This is a genomic window from Undibacterium sp. Di27W (assembly GCF_049340345.1).
GTDB lineage: Bacteria > Pseudomonadota > Gammaproteobacteria > Burkholderiales > Burkholderiaceae_D > Undibacterium.
In genome coordinates, this window is the sequence record NZ_JBMPOS010000002.1 from 588,832 (window position 1) to 607,798 (window position 18,967).

Annotated in this window: 16 protein-coding genes; 13 read left to right on the plus strand and 3 right to left on the minus strand. The window is 49.4% G+C overall.

The genetic code is table 11. The features are described from left to right. Positions 1–23: 23 nt before the first annotated feature. From ACO0LF_RS07300 to ACO0LF_RS07315, 4 genes are read left to right on the plus strand one after another with little or no spacing between them, the layout of a single operon-like run. Entirely contained in the window at positions 24–1,010 is a 987-nt protein-coding gene (locus tag ACO0LF_RS07300) for an ABC transporter ATP-binding protein (protein ID WP_423013349.1), read from the plus strand. Next, a complete protein-coding gene (locus tag ACO0LF_RS07305) occupies positions 1,003–2,007 on the plus strand; it encodes an ABC transporter ATP-binding protein (RefSeq protein ID WP_423013351.1) in 1,005 nt (334 codons plus the stop codon). Before ACO0LF_RS07300 ends, ACO0LF_RS07305 begins: the two co-directional genes overlap by 8 nt. 40 nt (positions 2,008–2,047) lie before the next feature. Continuing rightward, entirely contained in the window at positions 2,048–3,142 is a 1,095-nt protein-coding gene (locus ACO0LF_RS07310) for a DUF418 domain-containing protein (protein ID WP_423013353.1), read from the plus strand. A 29-nt stretch (positions 3,143–3,171) separates the two neighbouring features. Next, on the plus strand, positions 3,172–3,474 hold the full coding sequence (locus ACO0LF_RS07315) for a hypothetical protein (protein ID WP_423013355.1): 303 nt from the start codon (positions 3,172–3,174) through the stop codon (positions 3,472–3,474). 28 nt (positions 3,475–3,502) lie between these two features. On the opposite strand, the gene ACO0LF_RS07320 is transcribed toward ACO0LF_RS07315, so the two are convergent. Continuing rightward, positions 3,503–5,404, minus strand: coding sequence for an erythromycin esterase family protein (locus tag ACO0LF_RS07320; protein ID WP_423013357.1), 1,902 nt, complete (start codon positions 5,402–5,404; stop codon positions 3,503–3,505). Positions 5,405–6,157: 753 nt separating this feature from the next. Between ACO0LF_RS07320 and ACO0LF_RS07325 the strand changes: the two genes are divergently transcribed. Further along, entirely contained in the window at positions 6,158–6,544 is a 387-nt protein-coding gene (locus ACO0LF_RS07325; RefSeq protein WP_423013359.1) for a hypothetical protein, read from the plus strand. Positions 6,545–6,889: 345 nt separating this feature from the next. Here the strand turns inward: ACO0LF_RS07325 and ACO0LF_RS07330 are convergent, their stop codons facing one another. Beyond that, positions 6,890–7,735, minus strand: coding sequence for a DUF817 domain-containing protein (locus ACO0LF_RS07330; RefSeq protein WP_423013361.1), 846 nt, complete (start codon positions 7,733–7,735; stop codon positions 6,890–6,892). Positions 7,736–8,061: 326 nt separating this feature from the next. Between ACO0LF_RS07330 and puuE the strand changes: the two genes are divergently transcribed. The 6 genes from puuE to ACO0LF_RS07360 all read left to right on the plus strand — a co-directional run bounded on the left by puuE (position 8,062) and on the right by ACO0LF_RS07360 (position 13,661). Next, positions 8,062–9,018: an allantoinase PuuE gene (gene puuE, locus ACO0LF_RS07335; protein WP_423013363.1), complete on the plus strand. Its 957-nt coding sequence runs from the start codon at positions 8,062–8,064 to the stop codon at positions 9,016–9,018. Positions 9,019–9,149: 131 nt separating this feature from the next. Then, positions 9,150–10,241, plus strand: coding sequence for a porin (locus tag ACO0LF_RS07340; protein WP_423013488.1), 1,092 nt, complete (start codon positions 9,150–9,152; stop codon positions 10,239–10,241). A 276-nt stretch (positions 10,242–10,517) separates the two neighbouring features. Next, entirely contained in the window at positions 10,518–11,408 is an 891-nt protein-coding gene (gene sigJ / locus ACO0LF_RS07345; RefSeq protein WP_423013365.1) for an RNA polymerase sigma factor SigJ, read from the plus strand. 197 nt (positions 11,409–11,605) lie between these two features. After that, positions 11,606–12,052 (plus strand): carboxymuconolactone decarboxylase family protein, encoded by a 447-nt coding sequence (locus ACO0LF_RS07350; protein WP_423013367.1) that lies wholly within the window; start codon positions 11,606–11,608, stop codon positions 12,050–12,052. Positions 12,053–12,178: 126 nt separating this feature from the next. Beyond that, positions 12,179–13,075, plus strand: a complete 897-nt coding sequence (locus ACO0LF_RS07355; protein WP_423013369.1) for a lysostaphin resistance A-like protein — start codon at positions 12,179–12,181, stop codon at positions 13,073–13,075. Between the two features lie 106 nt (positions 13,076–13,181). Beyond that, on the plus strand, positions 13,182–13,661 hold the full coding sequence (locus ACO0LF_RS07360; RefSeq protein ID WP_423013371.1) for a NuoB/complex I 20 kDa subunit family protein: 480 nt from the start codon (positions 13,182–13,184) through the stop codon (positions 13,659–13,661). A gap of 21 nt (positions 13,662–13,682) precedes the next feature. On the opposite strand, the gene ACO0LF_RS07365 is transcribed toward ACO0LF_RS07360, so the two are convergent. Then, on the minus strand, positions 13,683–14,003 hold the full coding sequence (locus ACO0LF_RS07365) for a hypothetical protein (protein WP_423013373.1): 321 nt from the start codon (positions 14,001–14,003) through the stop codon (positions 13,683–13,685). 655 nt (positions 14,004–14,658) lie between these two features. Between ACO0LF_RS07365 and ACO0LF_RS07370 the strand changes: the two genes are divergently transcribed. After that, positions 14,659–18,159, plus strand: a complete 3,501-nt coding sequence (locus ACO0LF_RS07370; RefSeq protein WP_423013375.1) for a response regulator — start codon at positions 14,659–14,661, stop codon at positions 18,157–18,159. Continuing rightward, positions 18,149–18,967: a CheR family methyltransferase gene (locus ACO0LF_RS07375; protein WP_423013377.1), complete on the plus strand. Its 819-nt coding sequence runs from the start codon at positions 18,149–18,151 to the stop codon at positions 18,965–18,967. The genes ACO0LF_RS07370 and ACO0LF_RS07375 overlap by 11 nt, the downstream gene beginning before the upstream one ends.

The following is an 18,967-nucleotide window of genomic DNA, read 5'->3' on the forward strand; positions in this document are numbered from 1 at the left end:
GCAGAATAGGTGGAACAGATATCATGACGATTGCGACTCTGGAAGTACAAAACCTGCAGACTGAATTTGCCAGCCGCGCCGGTACTGTGCGCGCGGTGAATAATGTCAGTTTCAGCGTGCAGCCAGGTCAAATCATGGGCCTGGTGGGTGAATCCGGTTCTGGCAAATCCATGACGGCTTACTCCATCATGGGCCTGATCGATCCTCCCGGCAAAGTCACGGCAGGCAAGGTCTTGTTCAAGGGCCAGGACTTGCGCAGCCTGTCGGCAGAAGCCATGCGGCAAATTCGCGGCAACCGTATCGCCATGATATTCCAGGACCCGATGATGACCTTGAACCCGGTCTTGCGCATAGCTACGCAAATGATGGAAACCATCTTTGCTCATCAGCAGGTCAGCCGTGAAAAAGCACGCGACATGGCACGCACCGCCCTGGTCAAGGTTGGCATATCCTCGCCAGATGAAAGACTGCTGGCTTATCCGCACCAGTTTTCTGGCGGCATGCGACAAAGGGTGGCGATCGCCATTGCTCTCCTGAATGAGCCTGAGCTGATTATCTGCGATGAACCTACTACCGCACTCGACGTGACCATACAAGGCCAGATCCTGTATGAAATGCAAAAGCTTTGCCGCGAATCTGGCACAGCACTGATCTGGATTACCCATGACCTGTCCGTGGTGGCTGGCCTGGCTGATACTGTTGCCGTCATGTATGCCGGCAAGATAGTCGAGAGCGGCAGCGTGCAACAAGTACTGGAACAGGCCTGGCATCCCTACACTCATGGCCTGATCGCTTCATCACCATCACGCAATCTGCATGGGCAAAGCCTGCGCCAGATACCGGGGACTACACCGTCCTTGTTGAACTTGCCGCGAGGTTGCGCATTCCGCCTGCGCTGTGAACGTGCGACCTCTGTTTGTGAACAAGACCCGATGGCAGAAAATCTGCAAGGCCACAGCGTATTGTGTTTCCATCCCATGCAGGCAGTGGCAGAGGTGAGGCATGACTGATATTCACCTGCCAGCCTTGCTGGAATTGCGTCAGGTCAGCAAGCGTTTTGCCAAACCTGTGGCACTGACTGACAAGCTGACGCAGCTATTTGGTGCTGATAGCAAACAGCAAATCGTCCACGCCGTTGATCAAGTCGATGTGAACCTGCAAGCAGGTGAAGTCGTCGGCCTGGTCGGTGAATCAGGCTGCGGCAAATCTACACTAGGGCGCATGGCCGTGGGTCTGCACAGTTTGTCGGATGGTACTCGCTGGTGGCGTGGTGAAAACCTGGCAGACATGGATAATGCCAAACGCAGGCAAATGCAACTGGCCGTACAAATGATATTCCAGGACCCGTATGCCTCACTGAACCCGCGCCTGCGTGTGCAAGACATCGTCGGCGAAGCACCGGTTGTGCATGGCATCATCAAGGCCGCAGAGCAGCAGGAATATGTAGAACACCTGCTGCAAAAAGTAGGGCTGGACCCGGCTGTGCTGAAACGTTTCCCGCACCAGTTTTCTGGCGGCCAGCGAGCCCGTGTCGGCATCGCCAGGGCACTGGCCGTCAAGCCAGAACTGCTGGTGTGCGATGAGGCAGTCGCGGCGCTGGATGTGTCGATACAGGCACAAGTTTTGAACCTGTTTATCAAACTGCGTGATGAACTGAAGCTGACTTACCTGTTCATCAGCCATGACCTTGGTGTGGTCAGGCATGTATCTGACCGCGTACTCATCATGTACCTGGGCCGCGTGGTGGAATCTGCTGCGACTACAGAAATTTTTGAACGGCCTAACCATCCCTATACGCAAGCCTTGCTGGCATCTGCTCCCAGGCTGGAAGTGCGCAAGATGGAGTACATCGCCATCAAGGGTGAAATTCCTTCCCCGCTTAATCCGCCGACCGGCTGCCATTTTCATCCACGCTGCCCGCATGCGATGCCCAGGTGTGTTGCAGAGCAGCCAGTCTTCAAAGAAGTTGCTCCTTTGCACTTTTCAGCTTGCCATTTAAATACTTGATAGTTATCTTGCTACTCTTTAAGCAGTGAATGGAATGCAAGTGAAGCAGCAAAGAATCCTGGGTTACGATCTGGCGCGTGCTCTTGCCATCCTCGGCATGATCATCGTGAATTTCAAAGTCGTCATGCATGCGCAAGCTGCAAAAGAAGGGCAAGAACCGTGGTGGATCAGCATCTTCGCCCATCTCGATGGCCGTGCCTCGGCATTGTTTGTCATACTGGCTGGGGTTGGTATCAGCCTCATGACGAGTACCGCCAGGCTGGCAAGGGATGCGGTCGCTCTGCATCAGCATAGAATAAGCTTGTTGAAACGCGCTGCTTTTTTGTTTGGCTTTGGCTTGCTGTATATCTGGATATGGCCTGCCGATATCCTGCATTATTATGGGCTGTATATCGCATTGGCAGCGGCCTTGCTGACAGTCTCATCCCGCCTGTTATTGATGTTGGCGGCAGCTTTTTGCCTGATTTTCACGGCCCTGTTTTTCAGCTTTAACTATAGCCAGAACTGGAATTGGGATTTGCTGCATTATTCAAATTTCTGGACTGCTCCCGGGTTTTTGTTGAATCTGTTTTTTAATGGTTTCCACCCTTTCTTTCCCTGGGCTGGCTACTTGCTGGTGGGGATGGTGATAGGGCGTCTGGATATGCATGTTCCTGTTGTACGGCAGCGGGTTCTGCTGGCTGGCGCGACAGCGATGATTCTTGCCCAAGTATTGGCCTGGGCCTTGTTTTATTTTCTCGGCAATTGGGAGTTGACTGCCAGTCTGCGCTATCTGTTCAGCAAAACAGATCCCATGCCACCCTTGCCCGTGTATATGATTTCTGCCACTGGCAGTGCCTGTATAGTCATTATCCTGAGCATTTACCTCGCTGAAAAATTTGCGGATACTCTGAGCTTGCGTGCCCTGGTGCATACCGGGCAACTGGCCTTGAGTATTTATCTGGCCCATGTGCTGATAGGCATGGTCGCGCTGGAAGAATTGGGTTATCTGGAAGGCCAGACTTTGGGCATGGCGGTCGCTGCCGCGAGCAGCTTCTTTTTTATTGCGCTAATATGCTCTCACTTATGGCGGCTCAAGTTCCGGCAAGGGCCGCTGGAGCGGCTGCTGCGTCGTCTTAGCAGCAGTAAAAATTAGTGTGGTCTATCTTTATACGGGGTTTATTCATGTCACTACAAAAGCCCGCTGTTTGTCCAGAATGTGGTTTTGGTATTTTTAACCGGCGTTATCCCAAGTGTGAAAAATGTGGCATCGCGCTGCCTGATACCTTGGTCATGCCCAAGCCGGAATTGCTCGCCATCCAGAAGCGCGAGCGTCAGGAAGAGGAATTGACGGCTGAGCTTAAAAAACAGTTGGCCAGACGTGAATCCCGTCCACAAAGTGGTGATAGTGACTACTTTTATTTTGATGGCGGTAGCGCGGCTGGTTCTGCGGATTATGGTTCAGGCGGTGGTGATTGCTCTGCCTGAGACCTCGTTTTTAATCTCATGTTCAATCTCATTTCCAATACTCTGAAGGCGTGACAGTATCGATATAGATTACAGCATCATAGGCTTTTGCGGGGACGATGACTTCCGGGTTCCTGCCCCAGAACCGGGCATTGATGGGGGCAAACATCCAGCTATTTGCTGCACTGGGCTTTGCCTGTGAAAAATCGACAAAGCTCATTTTGAGACCGCCATTGGCCAGTATACTTTCCATGCTGCCTGCGGGTGGCGCATCGATGTCTGAATAGACATCTTTGCCATAGCTACCCAGGGTGCCTCGCCCCATATATAAACCTATGGTGTACATTTCTTTACGGCGTTTCTCTGCCATCCAGACACCCATGGTTTTAGGGCTCTCTTGATCTACCCAGGCATTGGCGATGTGGGTATTGTGTGCCCAAACCATGATTTTCTTTTGTGGATAGATAGTATCAAGCAGGAAATTGAGATTATCTGCCATCGCCAGATCACGGATTTCCATACCTGTTTTATTCATTCCTGGAGTCACCAGTTGCTGGCAGAGTTTCACCCTGGCCCTGGCTTCCTGTATGCTCATCAAGACTTCGGCTTGCTTGCTTGTATCATGGGCCAGGAGTTTTGCACGCTCACTATCGAGTTTGTCAGCCACGGTCTTATAACGCTTCGCCAACTCTTCTGCTGACATACTCATTTTTTTGTTATTGCTTAGATTTTCCAGTTCTTTTTCCATGCCATCAATTTGTCCTGCCAGATCAGTATCTATCAGACTCAGCAAGGATTTGAATCTGGCAGTAATAGCGATGCTGGATTTCCAGCCAGAGTTTTGATTATCAAAGCCCGCCAGTATCAAGCCATGCTTGCCTGCCTGGCTTTGTTTGACATACTCAAACAAGTCCAGGGTTTCCAGCGTGCCTATGGTGGCGAACTGGCTGCTGGTCATGGCCTCGCCCGCTGAAATCTGAGCGACATTTTGATTCATTGCATCCGAGGTCGTCATTGATGCTTCCATGGCGATGACATCAAAGCCCATTTCCTGATGCAGGAACTTGACCAGCCGCACTTTCATCCAGTTGAATTCAGCAATGCCGTGGCCACTTTCACCAAGTTGCACGAGCCGTTTGCCTTTTAATAGCGGTTTCAGAAATTGCAGGTCACTGAAATCTTCACTGAACAGCGAACGCAGGCCATGCACGTCTTGCCGTATACCAGCTTGCCACTCAGTGTTGATGTGCGGTATCAGCTTGGCAGCTAAAGCCATGCTCTGGTCATCATCAAGTTGCATATTTTTTTGTGGTCGCACTGGTCGTTTCACTTCTGGCAGGTCGGCTACTTTAGTGCTTTCATCTACTTCCAGTGTCATGCCATCGAACCAGGCCGTACCTTTACCTTTAAGGCCGATACCAATATGTACAACGGTGGCATTGGCTGCAACCGGCACTCTGATACTAAAACGCTGCCAGTCCTGGTTAGCTCTAGGTGCCAGTTTATTGAGTGAGGACTCTGCTACTGCACTCTTTGCTTTGCTATCAACCTGGAGAAAAATTTCAGCCTGGCCTTTGACATCCTGGGTTTTAATCCATCCAGACAAGATCAGCGGATGGCCGTATATCGTACTGGCGATCAGGGTTTGCGCCAGCGCCGTCGTGCTGTCTTTTGATGTTTGTGCCTGACTTTCAAGCCTGACTGAGCATTTGCCTTCTTTGGCGATTTGGCAATCAGCGCTGACGGTATGCGCAGTCGCTATTACTTTCCAGCCCGTGGGTAGAGTCTGATCTGCTGGCCATTCTTCAAAACCAAGATTTTTGACAGCCAGCTCATGCGCGCAAGCAGGAGATGCAAGACCGTATACAGTCAGCGCCAGGCCACTGTAAAAAAATGGTTTGCAGATTTTCTGAAACCACAAACTTGAAACACGAAACGATCTCGATGACATAGGGGCAGGTTTCCTGAGTGGCGGAAAAATCTTTCATGAAAGAAAAATTTCAATCTTGTCATTGTAAACAGATACGCCCTGCTGCGCATGTAGGGGATGCGTGGGAAGCGAAACCTGCTGTATGCGAAAACAGCAGGGGGAGATATGAAAAGAAGTCAGTGAGAGTTGCAAAGATATGCGTCTTGGTAATAACTGGTATACCAAAAATAAAGGAGATTTATTTGCTGCACTGCGATAAAGTAGCACCTGTCTCCTCCAACACCTCCTAAGGTTTGGATTTAACCCGCAACCGCAAGGTCGCGGGTTTTTTTTTGCCTTCATTCACAATGTTAATGTGATTTCGATATTTATTTTTCTATAAGGAAATATTTTATTGAAATTGATATGTGATTTATGAATAATTGATATGCAAAAATAGATCTTGGTGAATTTGTTGCGCTGCGATATAGTTACACCTGTCTCCTCCAACACCTCCTAAGGTTTGGATTTAAACCCGCAAATTTTGCGGGTTTTTTTTTGCCAGTCTCGGCCAGGCTTATATCAGATCTGCCCTGCCTAAATCCAAACTTCGCTCAGCTTGTAAAAAAAGCTGGTGTGCGTGAATATCTGGCTTTGCTTATTGCCTGGCTACCCGTCTTTATGCGTTTGATAACTAGACCCATTTACCGTACCTGTCTGTTGAGCCTGCTTACTTCTCTTTGCTTTCACGCAAGTGTGATTGCAGGTTCAGGCGAGGCTAGTGTGCCGACGACTATGCATGACTTACAGATCAACAAAGATATGCGGGCTGCTTTGCAGCAGTTTGTCATGCGTTATGCCAGGCATCCCAAAAGTGCGTCGCAGCATATTCATATCGCTAACGTAAAAATGGAGAATGGCGAAATGGCCTTATATGCTTACTGGAAAGAAGACCAATCCATATTATTACTGCAGTTTTTTGAACATCCATCTGATGAACCAGGATTGTCCTGGTTGCATCATAAAGCCAGGATAGATTTAAAGACCGGTGTAGTCGCTACAGAAGAGCAGATGAATGGCAGTAATTATCTGGTGACCCGCGCCTGGGCGCAGCATATAGTCCACAGCTGCATTAGTCTGGGGAAATTATTGGTCTTGAAGGGCGTACCTGGCTTTAAATAAGGCGAGCGCTGTTGAGCATCAATGCAAAAAAACTGCATGCGACATAAGTGAGGTACTGGCGAATTTTGCTCACATGCATATTTGAGTATTTGTTCTAATCATGATTAAAACATTACTGGTATTTAAGTTTCCTGCTTGTGATAGAGGAAGTTAAACGGAGTGGTCTGTATGCTCGATCAGATATTCATGATATGTATACCTGATATTTGCATAATAAAGCATACAGATATGTTGCAGCGCATTAAAGTAACACCTGTCTCCTCCAACACCTCCTAAGGTTTGGATTTAAGCCCGCGAATAGCGGGCTATTTTTTTGCCTGGAAACTTTAAAAAAAGCGCCATGACTTATTCAGCGATATGGATATGCCGCTTGATATGCTTGAGATGGGCAATAATGGTGAAGGTCATGATGACCAGTAAAGACCAGGAACTCCATTTACCCAGATGCACGGTAGACCAGGCACCCAGTTGATTTGGGTAGCGCCAGATACCAAAGAAAGTCCCCATATTTTCTGCCAGCCAGATAAAGAAACCTATCAGCACGAAAGACAGTATTAGCGGCATGCTGCGATCACGGTCCAGCGGGCGGAATATCACGGATGAACGTGCATATAAACCTAAAGCGCAGGCTGCCAGATACCAGCGATAGTCACCAATATAGTGGTGAGTGAAAAAATTCAGATAGATCAGTATACCTATCAGTCCAGCCATCCAGTAAGGCGGATGATGGCGTATGCGCAAATCAAACAGGCGCCATGCCTGGATGATGTAACTGCCTATGCTGGCATACATGAAACCGCTGAACAGCGGCACGCCCCATAACTTGGTATACCCAAATTCAGGATAAGCCCAGCTTTGTATCTGGCCCGATACCTTGAACACTTCCAGCGCAAAACCTACCATGTGGAACAGGGTTACGGCCTTCAATTCATCCATGGTTTCCAGCTTGCTCCACACCATGCCAGCCTGTATCAGCAAGGCAATCAAAAACAGCACATCGTAACGCGGCAAACCAAACAACCCAGCCTTGGGCACGATCAGGATCGATGCAAAAAACAGGCCGACGAACAGGCACGCACGCACTTCCTTGATACCGAAGTACCAGAATTCCAGTAAAAAACGACGAAAACCCGCCAGGTTTTGAGGATGAGGAGGCTGGATGAGAAATTGGTCTATGGATTGCAGGCGCATGGGCTGCATTGTAACAAGCTTGCCGTGCCAGGCGTTACCAAGGTGATACGGTTGCCTTTGTTACAGGGTGCTTACACAGCATTTATTGACCAAACTTCACTTGTTGCGAAAAAGACTATGTTGTTTAATTGATGCGTAATAGAACATATACTAAAAACAGTATATCTATCGTCGAAAAAATGCTGACAATCGTAGACGAATTTGGAAAATGATTTAGCGCAAATGCAAAGGTGGCACGTCACTTGCATTCGCGATCTACTTCAAGCAGAACGATGAAAGCCAGGGCCTGTATGTCCTGAGCAGCATGTACCCGGAGAATAAAAAGTATGACTCAGTCCAACAAGCAATTTAGTGACTACCCGCGCGACCTTATAGGCTATGGCCGCCATGTTCCACATGCGCAATGGCCAGGTCAGGCCAGGATAGCGCTGCAATTTGTCCTGAATTATGAAGAAGGTGGCGAAAACTGTGTATTGCATGGTGACCGTGCGTCCGAGCAGTTTTTATCCGAGATCGTAGGCGCGGCAGCTTATGAAGCGCGCCATATGTCGATGGAATCTATATACGAGTATGGTTCCCGTGCCGGGGTCTGGCGCATCTTGCGTGAATTTGAAAAGCGCCAGTTACCACTGACTGTGTTTGGTGTCGCCATGGCTTTGCAGCGCCATCCCGAGCTGACCCAGGCTTTTGGCGAGCTGGGTCATGAAATCGCCTGCCATGGCTTGCGCTGGATACATTATCAAGGCCTGGATGAAGCCATAGAGCGTGAACACATGCAGCAAGCCGTGCAAATCATGCGCGAGCTGACAGGCAAAGCGCCGCTGGGCTGGTACACCGGGCGCGATTCACCGAATACCCGCAAGCTGGTGGTCGAGCATGGTGGCTTTGCCTATGATGCTGATTATTATGGTGATGACCTGCCGTTCTGGACGCAAGTCACGACCAGCGATGGTCAGCAGCATCCTCATCTGGTGGTGCCCTATACCCTCGACAGCAATGACATGCGCTTTGCCACGCCGCAGGGGTTTAATACCGGTGAGCATTTCTATGATTACCTCAAAGACAGTTTCGACCTGCTGTATGCCGAAGGTGACCCAGAAGGTGACAATGCACCAAAAATGCTGTCCATAGGCATGCATTGCCGCTTGCTGGGGCGACCCGGGCGCTTCCGTGCGTTCCAGCGCTTTCTGGATTATGTGCAATCGCATGACAAGGTCTGGGTCTGCCGCCGCATCGATATCGCAGAACACTGGAAACAAGTCCATCCCTATGTAGTTAAATAAATGCAGCGCCTGCTGATCAGGCTGGGTGCATCCAAACCCTGCCTGCCCAAGATTAAGCTGACAAAGTTTGATTTGCCACCACGCTGAAAAAAATCGTTGTTAAACCTGAGAGAAGGAAAAAAAAGATGAAAATGCAGATGAAATTCATGGTTTTTGCAGTCGCTTCTTGTTTGTGCGCAGGTACTGCGCTGGCGCAATCCAGTGTCACCGTGCAAGGCCTGGTGGATTTGTCGGTAGGCTCGGTCAAAATGAGTGGTGACAAGGCCAGCACGGCGGCCATCACGCCTGGTGGCATGACGACCTCCTGGTTTGGTTTCAAAGGGGTAGAAGATCTTGGTGGTGGCCTTAAGGCAGAATTTGCGCTGACTGCTTTCCTGCGCCCTGATACCGGTGAGTCTGGTCGCTTTGGCGGCGATACCCTGTTTTCTCGCGATGCCAATGTTGCCTTGTCTGGCAGCTTTGGCCGCGTTTCGCTGGGGCGTGACCTGGCACCGAGCTTCTTGCCTGTGGTGATTTTCAATCCCTTTGGTGATTCTTTTGATGTTTCACCTCTGGTGCTGCACTGGTATGTGCCTTCTGGTGGCTTTGCTTCGCGCACCTGGGCCAATTCAGCCGCTGGGGATTCGGGCTGGAGTAATGAAATCATTTACAGCACACCCAATTTCGATGGTTTCAGTGCCAATATGCATTATCAGTTTGGTGAAAAAGCCGGTGATACAGGCACGCGCAACATCGGCTTGAATGCCCTGTACTTCAATGGCCCGCTGGCCCTGAGCGCCTTCTTTCAAAAAGTCCAGGTATCAAATCCTCTTGGTGGTTCTGCAATCGTTGATGCCACATCCGCGCCTGTGAATTTTGCCTCCATCAATAACCAGACCGCTTATTTTGTCGGTGCCAGCTATGACCTGACAGCCGCCAAGTTGTATGCCACTTATACCTCCAGCAAAAATGACAATGCGGCTGGCAAGCAGATGGATGACAAGATTTATAGCCTGGGTGCCAAGATCCCGGCGGGCGGCGGCGATATCCTGCTGGCCTATGCGAATACCAAACGCAATGGCACGTTGACCGCCAACACAGAATACAAACGCGATACCCTGTCTGCTGGCTATGACTACAACCTGTCCAAGCGTACCGACGTCTATGCAGTGCTGATGAGTGACAAAATCAGTACAGCGGATCGTGCGACCAGCGTGATTGCTGGCTTACGTCACAGATTCTGATTGAATTGAGTTTGAAAAAAACCGCAAGTTGAGAAATTTGCGGTTTTTTTCTATCCTGCTGTCACAAATTGACGGGCTGTTTCGTCTTATCATCATGAACTTAGTGGACTGCAACAGTGAAAAACGAAGTGCCTGCCATGTGCGCACCGACCATGGCTGCGTCACAAATACTCGCGATAGGCTTACTATCGCTGCGTTTTGTTCCTTGCCCTGGTTCGCTGGGCACACGTCCTTCACTTCACTTTTCACTATTACAGTCCACTGGACACCACCACGATGAATCGCCTGCAAAGCTTTACTGACCATAGACCCCGCTTGTTTGGCATTGCTTATCGCATGCTGGCTTCGCGCGCCGAAGCAGAAGACCTGGTGCAAAACACTTATCTGCGCTGGCATGCGCTCAGCGATGAAGAGTTACTGCAAATCCGTGAACCCCAGGCCTGGCTGGTGACTGTCATCAGCCGTCTTTGCGTGGACAGACTACGCGTACTCAAGCGCGAGCGCGAAAACTATACCGGCCCCTGGTTGCCAGAACCCATGATAGAAGTCGATGAGCAGACGCCAGAACTGATGGTGGAATTCAGTAGCGATGTCTCGCTGGCGTTTTTGACCATGCTGGAGCGCTTATCGGCAGAAGAACGCGCCGCCTTTCTCTTACACCAGGTATTCGACGTCGATTACCCGGAAGTCGCAGGCATGCTGGGCAAGACCGCAGCAGCCTGCCGCCAACTGGTACATCGTGCAAAGGAAAGGGTACTGCAAGAAAAGCCGCGCTTTGCGGTCAGCCGCGATCATCACAGGCAATTGCTGCAGCGTTTTAGTCTGGCGGCACAAAGCGGCAATTTAAAAGAACTCAGTGCCTTGTTTGCCGACGATGCGCAAATGATAGGCGATGGCGGCGGCAAGATTGCCTCTGTCAACCGCATCCTGCATGGCGCAGCACGCATAGCCCGCCTCTACCATGTCGTCGCCAGAACTTATCCGCAACGCATGCAGTTTGTTGAAGTCAGTATCAATGGCGAACCTGGCTTGCTGCGCTTTATTGACGGCAAGCTGGATGCAACTATCTCCATCGTCAGCGATGGTGAAAAAATCCTTGATCTGTACACCATACGCAATCCAGATAAATTGCGGGCTTATCAGGGCATGAGTATCAAGCTTTTGTAGGAGCGGCTTTAGCCGCGAACAGCAGGCCGTGTCGGTCATCTTGCCAGTGTTGAGGGTTCGCGGCTGAAGCCGCTCCTACAGAGGAGGCAATGAGTAGCAGGATTTTTTTCAATCACCTGTCACAAACCGATTTCCTCCAGCGTCTTATAGATGAAGAAAGCAATTTCGCTGACTCATTCAAAAACTGGAGCATTCTCATGACACTCAAACTCAATTTCCCTGGCCTGGCACCTGCTGCTTATCAAGCCCTTGCTGGCGTGAACACGGTGCTGGATGCCAGCAGCCTTGGCAAATCCCTTATCGACCTGGTGTTCTTGCGGGTATCTCAAATCAATGGCTGTGCCTTTTGCGTAGACAAGCATGCGCATGATTTGCTGGAGCATGGCGATAATTTCCAGCGCCTCAATAGTCTGGTGTGCTGGCGCGAAGCCCCTTGTTTCAGTGAAAAAGAAAGGGTAGCCCTGGCCTGGAGCGAAGCCCTGACCGGCATCGCTGGCAAACATGTTGATGAGGCCTTGCAACAAGAATTGCCTAAGCACTTTAATGAGAAAGAACTGGTAGATCTGGCATTTGTCATCGGTCTCATGAATGCCTGGAACAGGGTGGCGATTGCTTGTGGAAAAAGTTTCAGCATGCGCGGGTGATTTGTCATTGCGCGGTCAGGCAATTGCTCAGTCTGAAGCCGGGGATAAATATTGACATTTTTATAAATTTATTTATCCTTGGCGAGCTTGCGTGTGGCAAGTTATAGCCTGACAGGATGATTTCCCATGACGACTGCGCCTGAGCTGCAATTTCTGCAGATACTGCCTTATCTTTTTCTTTACGCAGCCATTGCGGCGGCCTGGTTACCCAACATCACTGTGTCCGGGCCACTCAAGCTTCTGGTACCCAGCCATTTGCTGGCGGTACTTGCTGGTATATCTGCTTTGCTCAGTGGCCTCATCACACCTGTGGCAATGGCGGTTTTGCTGTTGCTGGCAGTTTTGTTATGGGCAAGCATCAGGAACACACTGCCACTTGCCTTGCGTATATTGACAGGCGTGCTGGCACTGGTGGTGGCCCTGGTGCTGGCTATGCACAAAGCGCCAGGTTTTCACAATATTCTATTGTTAGACAAAGTCAGGTTTAGTGATGATGCCATCCCCTTCACTCTATATGCCAACTTTGATAAGGGCATGGCCGGCTATTTGCTGCTGAGCCTGTTTTGTGCCCGCGCAGCTAGCTTCAGGCAATTTCTGGATGATGGTAAACGCAGCGCACTACCAGCTTTGCTCACTATTGCAGTTCTGATAGGCCTGGGACTATTCACGCATTTCTTTAACTTCCTTCCCAAATTGCCGGAAGCGACTCTGCTCTTCTTCGCAGTCAATCTGTTTTTAACTTGTGTGGCAGAAGAAGCTTTTTTCCGTGGCTTGATACAGGAAGCCATCTACCGCCTGGGCAACAAGCCAGTCTTAGGCTATCTGGCGATAGCCGTATCTGCCGTTTTGTTTGGCCTGGCCCACCTGGGAGGGGGGACGCAGTATGCAGCCCTGGCCACAGTTGCCGGGCTGGGATATGCCATCGTCTATCACCGCACCCGCAGGCTGGAGTGGGTGATACTGACGCATGCAGCTTTTAATTTGTGTCACTTTGTCTTGTTCACTTATCCGCGGCTGGCCTGATTTTTTTGCTGGCCATGACGTGTCAGTACAAATCCGTCGCACTGGTACAAGTATGAATTAATTGTCATGGCTAGACTGCCCCTGTCGCTAATACAGGGAGTCAACGATGGAAGAACTGGAAATACTCAAAGAAGACAATGTTTTGCTGACACGTCTGGATGATGTGAGCAGGCTGATACAAACCAATAGCCTGTGGTATCTGACTTTTGGCCTGGCCTGCTGTGCCGTGGAAATGATACAGGCTGCTGCATCACGTTATGACATGGAAAGATTCGGCATGATACCGCGGGCCAGTCCCAGGCAGGCCGACCTGATGATCGTTGCCGGTACGCTGACCAACAAAATGGCCCCTGCCTTGCGCCGCATCTATGACCAGATGGCAGAACCACGCTATGTCATCTCCATGGGGTCGTGTGCGAATGGTGGTGGCTACTATCACTATTCATATTCAGTGGTGCGCGGCTGTGATCGTATCGTGCCGGTGGATGTCTACATCCCCGGTTGCCCACCAACAGCCGAGGCCCTGATTTACGGCATCATCCAGTTACAAAGAAAAATTCGGACCAACAAGCTGATAGAGCGCTAGCCTGCTTTTCCTGCTACTGGATCATTTTTTTTGAAAGCTCGATGACAATATCACTAACAAGATCAAGCCAACCAGGAAAGTCCAGCCGTAGCGCGTCATGAAAGGGATAGGATTTTTTTCCAGTTTGGACTCAACCTTGGCGGTGTCGAGTTCCCAGCCACGTCGACAAATGTCACAGGCCATATGGTATTTCTTTTCGGTTACCCATCTCAGGTAATACAGATGGGAATACCTGTAATTGAGTAAAAGTTTAAATGGTCGCTCTTTTTCACAGGTGGAACAGTGTTTAAGTTCCATTTGACCAAGATCTTCACTACCACCACCAGAGCCCCAGATTATCATGCAAGTCCTTCATCAATAAAATTTAGCGAACACGTGTCAATTACACACAGTTAAATCCAGCGGATGACCCCGCACGACTTTATTGGATAGTGTGAAATGAAAAGGAGGACTATTTTATCTGATCAATAGAAAAAAGACGACAATTTCTGCTATCGTCTTTCATGTGTGGCTATTTCATGGCAGAAATATGTGTGAATTCCATTTCTACAGTATGCATCGGGCTATAAGTTCTCTCAGCCCATTTCAGCAAAGCTATATTCCTTGCTGCCTGGCTCCCGACTATCTTCCATCACCATACTTACTGCCTGCAACATGGCAAGCAAACGGCGACAGACATTCAGCCGTATTCACTATGCGAGCTATCGCACATAAAATTTTTGATGGATTTATTACAATCTGCAATTTCTCATTGCTCTCTGATGAATGGAATTCTGATTGTAAAACAACTATATAATCAAAATTGAAAGAAATTTGACATTCCCAATCATTCCCGACAGTCACCTGGATACACATAGGGTGCCTGTTTCGGTGTCGTATTCAGGAATGGTAAATCCCCACTGCCGTCAGCATCAATCAGGAAACACATGAGTATTCAAGGACATTGTTTTGCACCCTATGTAGCTAATTTCTTTTCCATTCAAACTCAGGAAAAAGCATGAAGACAGCCGCTGCTCATACTGAACAGGATGATTTCAAGCGCATTCTTTTTCGTAATATTTCGCTTCCCCTGGTTGTAGGCGTCGTCAGTGCTGCCATTTTTGTCGGCATGATTTTCTATCTATTATCTGTGCTGAAATGGGTGGAACATACGGTACAGGTCATTGCCAATATCAATGAGGTGTCGCAATTGTCTGTCAATATGCAAAGCGGCATGCGTGGCTACCTGGTGACTGGTGATGAGAGTGGTTTGGCTACCTATGATGTCGATAAATCCCAGGTGACCAACCGTCTGCGTAGCTTGACAGAACTGGTCGCCGATAATCCTATACAGGTAGACCGCTTCAAACGTATACAAAGCCTGCAGGCAGAGTGGGAAAAGTATTCTCTCGGCATCATAGACATGAAGCGCAACAAGCAGGACTACCTGGCGGCCATAGGCGGGGGGCGTGGCAAGGCCTTGTTTGCACAGATACGCAATGAATTTGATGATGCCATCACCATGGAGAGAAGTTTGTTATGGGAGCGCAATAATGCGTCCAAACAAACGGTGACCATGATCATCGGTATTTATCTGACAGTTTCACTGATACTGGCAGCTTTACTGGCCATGCTGGGCAGACGCGATTTGCTTGGGCTCTCGACTTCCTATGGCAATGCCCTAAAAAAACATGCTGACCATGCGCTGGTATTGCAGCAACAGGCGTGGCTGAAGTCAGGCCAGACTGAACTGACGGAGCAAGTCATAGGGCAACTGGCAGCTTCTGCTGTAGGCGATAAGGTGCTGGAGTTTTTAGCAAAATATCTGAATGTGAGTGTTGCTGCGTTTTATGTCCGCGAAGGCGCGAATGTATTGCACAGGGTTGCATCTTATGGCTTTAGCAATGATGAAAATCTGGGGCGCTCATTCAGTCTGGGGGAGAGCCTGGTCGGGCAGGCAGCCAGTGAGAACCGCATGTTGAGCTTGCATGATGTACCAGATAACTACCTCAAAGTGGCTACTGGCCTGGGCAGTAGCAAGCCCAAAATGCTGGTGTTATTGCCTTTCTCGAATGAAGCGAAAGTAAATGGCGTAGTTGAACTGGGTTTCATGGAAAGTGTGCAAGAACGTGATATCGATTTGCTCAAATTAATCGCAGACAATATAGGCACATCCATAGGTGCGGCCCTGTATCGGCAGCAATTGCAGGACGTGCTGGCAGAAACCCAGCAACTGAATGAAGAACTGCAGGTACAGCAAGAAGAATTGCGTACCGCAAATGAAGAGCTGGAAGAACAGTCACGTGTGCTGGAAGAATCGCAAGCCAATCTGGAAAATCAAAAAGCTGAACTTGAGCAAATCAATGATCAACTGACAGAACAGGCAGGGATACTTGATCGTAAAAATGCTGCCTTGAATACCGCGCAAGTCGAGCTGGAAAAAAATGCCCAGGATTTGCAAAGAGCGAGCAAATACAAATCAGAATTCCTGGCGAATATGTCGCATGAATTGCGCACGCCTTTGAATAGCTCTTTGATACTGGCCAAGCTATTGTCGGATAATAAAAAGGGTAACCTTGATAATGAACAGATCAAGTTTGCCCAAACTATTTATTCTGCTGGCAATGACTTGCTGAATCTGATCAATGACATTCTCGATATTTCCAAGGTAGAGGCTGGCAAGCTGGAACTGAGCCCGCAGCAGATAGTCTTGCGCAGGATGGCAGAAGAATTAAGCAGGACTTTCCAGCCTCTGGCAAATCAGAAAAAATTGACATTCTCAGTTGAAATCGAAGCTGGTGCACCAGAGTTGATCGTCTCTGACCCTGCACGGGTAGATCAGATATTAAAGAACCTGCTATCAAATGCCATCAAGTTCACCGAAACCGGGACCGTGACTTTGCGTATTGCTGCTGATCAGAATCACATGATCAGTTTTGCTGTTTCTGATTCTGGCATAGGCATAGCAGCGGACCAGCATGAAACAATATTTGAGGCATTCCAGCAGGCCGATGGCACGATCAGCCGCCGTTATGGTGGCACTGGTCTGGGCTTGTCGATTTCTCGTGATTTGACGAAATTGCTGGGTGGCAGCATCCGGGTTTGCAGCACGATAGGCAAGGGTAGTACATTTACCCTGTCGCTGCCAGAGCAATGGCAGACTCCGGCAGCGACAGACAATCAAACTGAGCCGCAGCCTGCTTCTGCTCCATTGCAGCTTCCCGCCATCCAGTACTCCTCTTCAGCGGAGAGTAAATCTGAGTCCACAACTGCCATTGCAGTCGCGACTGTAGAATTCCCGGACGACAGGGCTAATTTGTCTATCCATAACCGCACCATCCTGGTTATCGAAGACGAACGGACATTCGCAGGTATCCTGTATGAACTGGCGCATGAAATGCAGTTCAACTGCCTGGTTGCACAAAGCGCGCAAGAGGGGCTGGATTTGACGCGCCAATTTTTGCCAGATGCCATCCTGCTCGATATCCGCCTGCCTGACCGTTCTGGCCTGACAGTTTTGCAGAAGTTGAAAGAAGATTCGCTGACCAGGCATATCCCCATCCACATGGTATCCGGCATGGAGCGCAGTGATGCCGCCATGCATCTGGGAGCGATAGGTTACGCCAACAAACCGGTGACACGCGAGCAGTTGAAAAATGTCTTTCAAAAACTGGAAGAGAAATTTACCCAGGAAATCAAGCGCATCCTGGTTGTCGAAGATGATGAACGGCAAAGGGAAAGCGTGATCCAGTTGCTGGGTGACCTGAATGTGGAAATCACGGCGGTAGAACTGGGCGAACAGGCTTTGCAGTTATTGCGCACAACAGTATTCGATTGCATGATCATCGATCTCAAATTGCCTGACATCCAGGGGCATGAATTACTGCAACGCATGACGCTGGAAAATATCCCGTCCTTCCCGCCTGTGATTGTCTACACTGGCAGGAATTTGACACAGGCAGAAGAAGCCGATCTGATGAAATACTCACGCTCCATCATCCTGAAAGGCGCGCGCTCTCCAGAACGTCTGCTTGATGAAGTGACGCTGTTCCTGCACAAGGTGGAATCGCAACTGCCATCGCAGGCACAGAATATGTTGAAAGTGGTACGCAGCCGTGACCGTATCTTTGAAGGCCGCAAGATCTTGCTGGTAGATGATGATGTGCGCAATATTTTTGCCCTGACCAGCGCACTGGAACAAAAGGGCGTGAATGTACAGATAGGCCGTAACGGTTTTGAAGCCATTGCCAAACTTGATGAAGTGCCTGACATAGACCTGGTCCTGATGGATGTCATGATGCCGGGCATGGATGGGCTGGAAGCCACCCGCCGCATACGGCAGGATGCGCGTTTCCAGAAACTGCCTATCATCGCCATCACGGCAAAAGCCATGAAGGACGATCAGGAACAATGCATGCAGGCTGGTGCTACGGATTACCTGGCCAAGCCCATCGATCTTGACCGTTTGTATGCCTTGTTACGTATTTGGATGCCACACCTGGAGCGCCATGCAGATTAGTATTAATGACATAGAGCTGCGCTTGTTGATGGAAGCTATCTATCTCAAGTACAGCTATGACTTCCGTGATTACGCTGGGTCTTCACAAAGGCGCAGGGTGTCGCACGCCATTCGCCAGCTGGGATGTGCGACTATCTCTGCATTGCAGGAAAAGGTCTTGCATGATCCCAAAGTGTTTTCGCAATTGCTGCAATTCCTGACGATACCTGTTTCATCGATGTTCCGCGATCCGACTTATTTTTTTGGATTGCGTGAGCAGATTTTGCCGTTCTTGAAAACCTACCCTTCTCTCAAAATCTGGATTGCCGGATGCAGTACAGGTGAAGAGGTGTATTCCATGGCTATCATGCTGCGTGAAGAAGGTTTGCTGGAGCGCACACTGATTTATGCGACGGATATCAATCCGCAGTCACTGGAAACTGCCAAGAAGGGTATTTATCCACTGGAAAAAATAGCGGGCTATGCCAGTAATTATCTAAAATCTGGTGGCCAGCATAATCTGTCTGACTACTATACTGCTGCCTATGATACGGCACTGTTTGACCGTAGCCTGACAGAGAACATTACTTTTGCCGACCATAGCCTGGCTACCGACAGTGTGTTTTCAGAAACGCATCTGGTCTGTTGCCGCAATGTGCTGATTTATTTTAATAAGGGCCTGCAAAACCGGGCACTGGGTTTGTTTCATGAATCGCTTTGCCATAAAGGTTTCCTGACACTGGGTAGTAAAGAAAGTCTGGACTTTTCTGCCTACGCAGACAAGTTCACGGCATTGTCGAAGCAAGATCGCTTGTTCCGCAAGCTTTGA

Coding starts and splice junctions, on each gene's coding strand:
- ACO0LF_RS07305 (WP_423013351.1), top strand. CDS start 1,003: ATGACTGATATTCACCTGCCAGCCTTGCTGGAATTGCGTCAGGTCAGC.
- ACO0LF_RS07360 (WP_423013371.1), top strand. CDS start 13,182: ATGGAAGAACTGGAAATACTCAAAGAAGACAATGTTTTGCTGACACGT.
- ACO0LF_RS07315 (WP_423013355.1), top strand. CDS start 3,172: ATGTCACTACAAAAGCCCGCTGTTTGTCCAGAATGTGGTTTTGGTATT.
- ACO0LF_RS07365 (WP_423013373.1), bottom strand. CDS start 14,003: ATGATAATCTGGGGCTCTGGTGGTGGTAGTGAAGATCTTGGTCAAATG.
- puuE (WP_423013363.1), top strand. CDS start 8,062: ATGACTCAGTCCAACAAGCAATTTAGTGACTACCCGCGCGACCTTATA.
- ACO0LF_RS07320 (WP_423013357.1), bottom strand. CDS start 5,404: ATGTCATCGAGATCGTTTCGTGTTTCAAGTTTGTGGTTTCAGAAAATC.
- ACO0LF_RS07300 (WP_423013349.1), top strand. CDS start 24: ATGACGATTGCGACTCTGGAAGTACAAAACCTGCAGACTGAATTTGCC.
- ACO0LF_RS07340 (WP_423013488.1), top strand. CDS start 9,150: ATGCAGATGAAATTCATGGTTTTTGCAGTCGCTTCTTGTTTGTGCGCA.
- ACO0LF_RS07375 (WP_423013377.1), top strand. CDS start 18,149: ATGCAGATTAGTATTAATGACATAGAGCTGCGCTTGTTGATGGAAGCT.
- ACO0LF_RS07355 (WP_423013369.1), top strand. CDS start 12,179: ATGACGACTGCGCCTGAGCTGCAATTTCTGCAGATACTGCCTTATCTT.
- sigJ (WP_423013365.1), top strand. CDS start 10,518: ATGAATCGCCTGCAAAGCTTTACTGACCATAGACCCCGCTTGTTTGGC.
- ACO0LF_RS07325 (WP_423013359.1), top strand. CDS start 6,158: ATGCATGACTTACAGATCAACAAAGATATGCGGGCTGCTTTGCAGCAG.
- ACO0LF_RS07350 (WP_423013367.1), top strand. CDS start 11,606: ATGACACTCAAACTCAATTTCCCTGGCCTGGCACCTGCTGCTTATCAA.
- ACO0LF_RS07330 (WP_423013361.1), bottom strand. CDS start 7,735: ATGCGCCTGCAATCCATAGACCAATTTCTCATCCAGCCTCCTCATCCT.
- ACO0LF_RS07370 (WP_423013375.1), top strand. CDS start 14,659: ATGAAGACAGCCGCTGCTCATACTGAACAGGATGATTTCAAGCGCATT.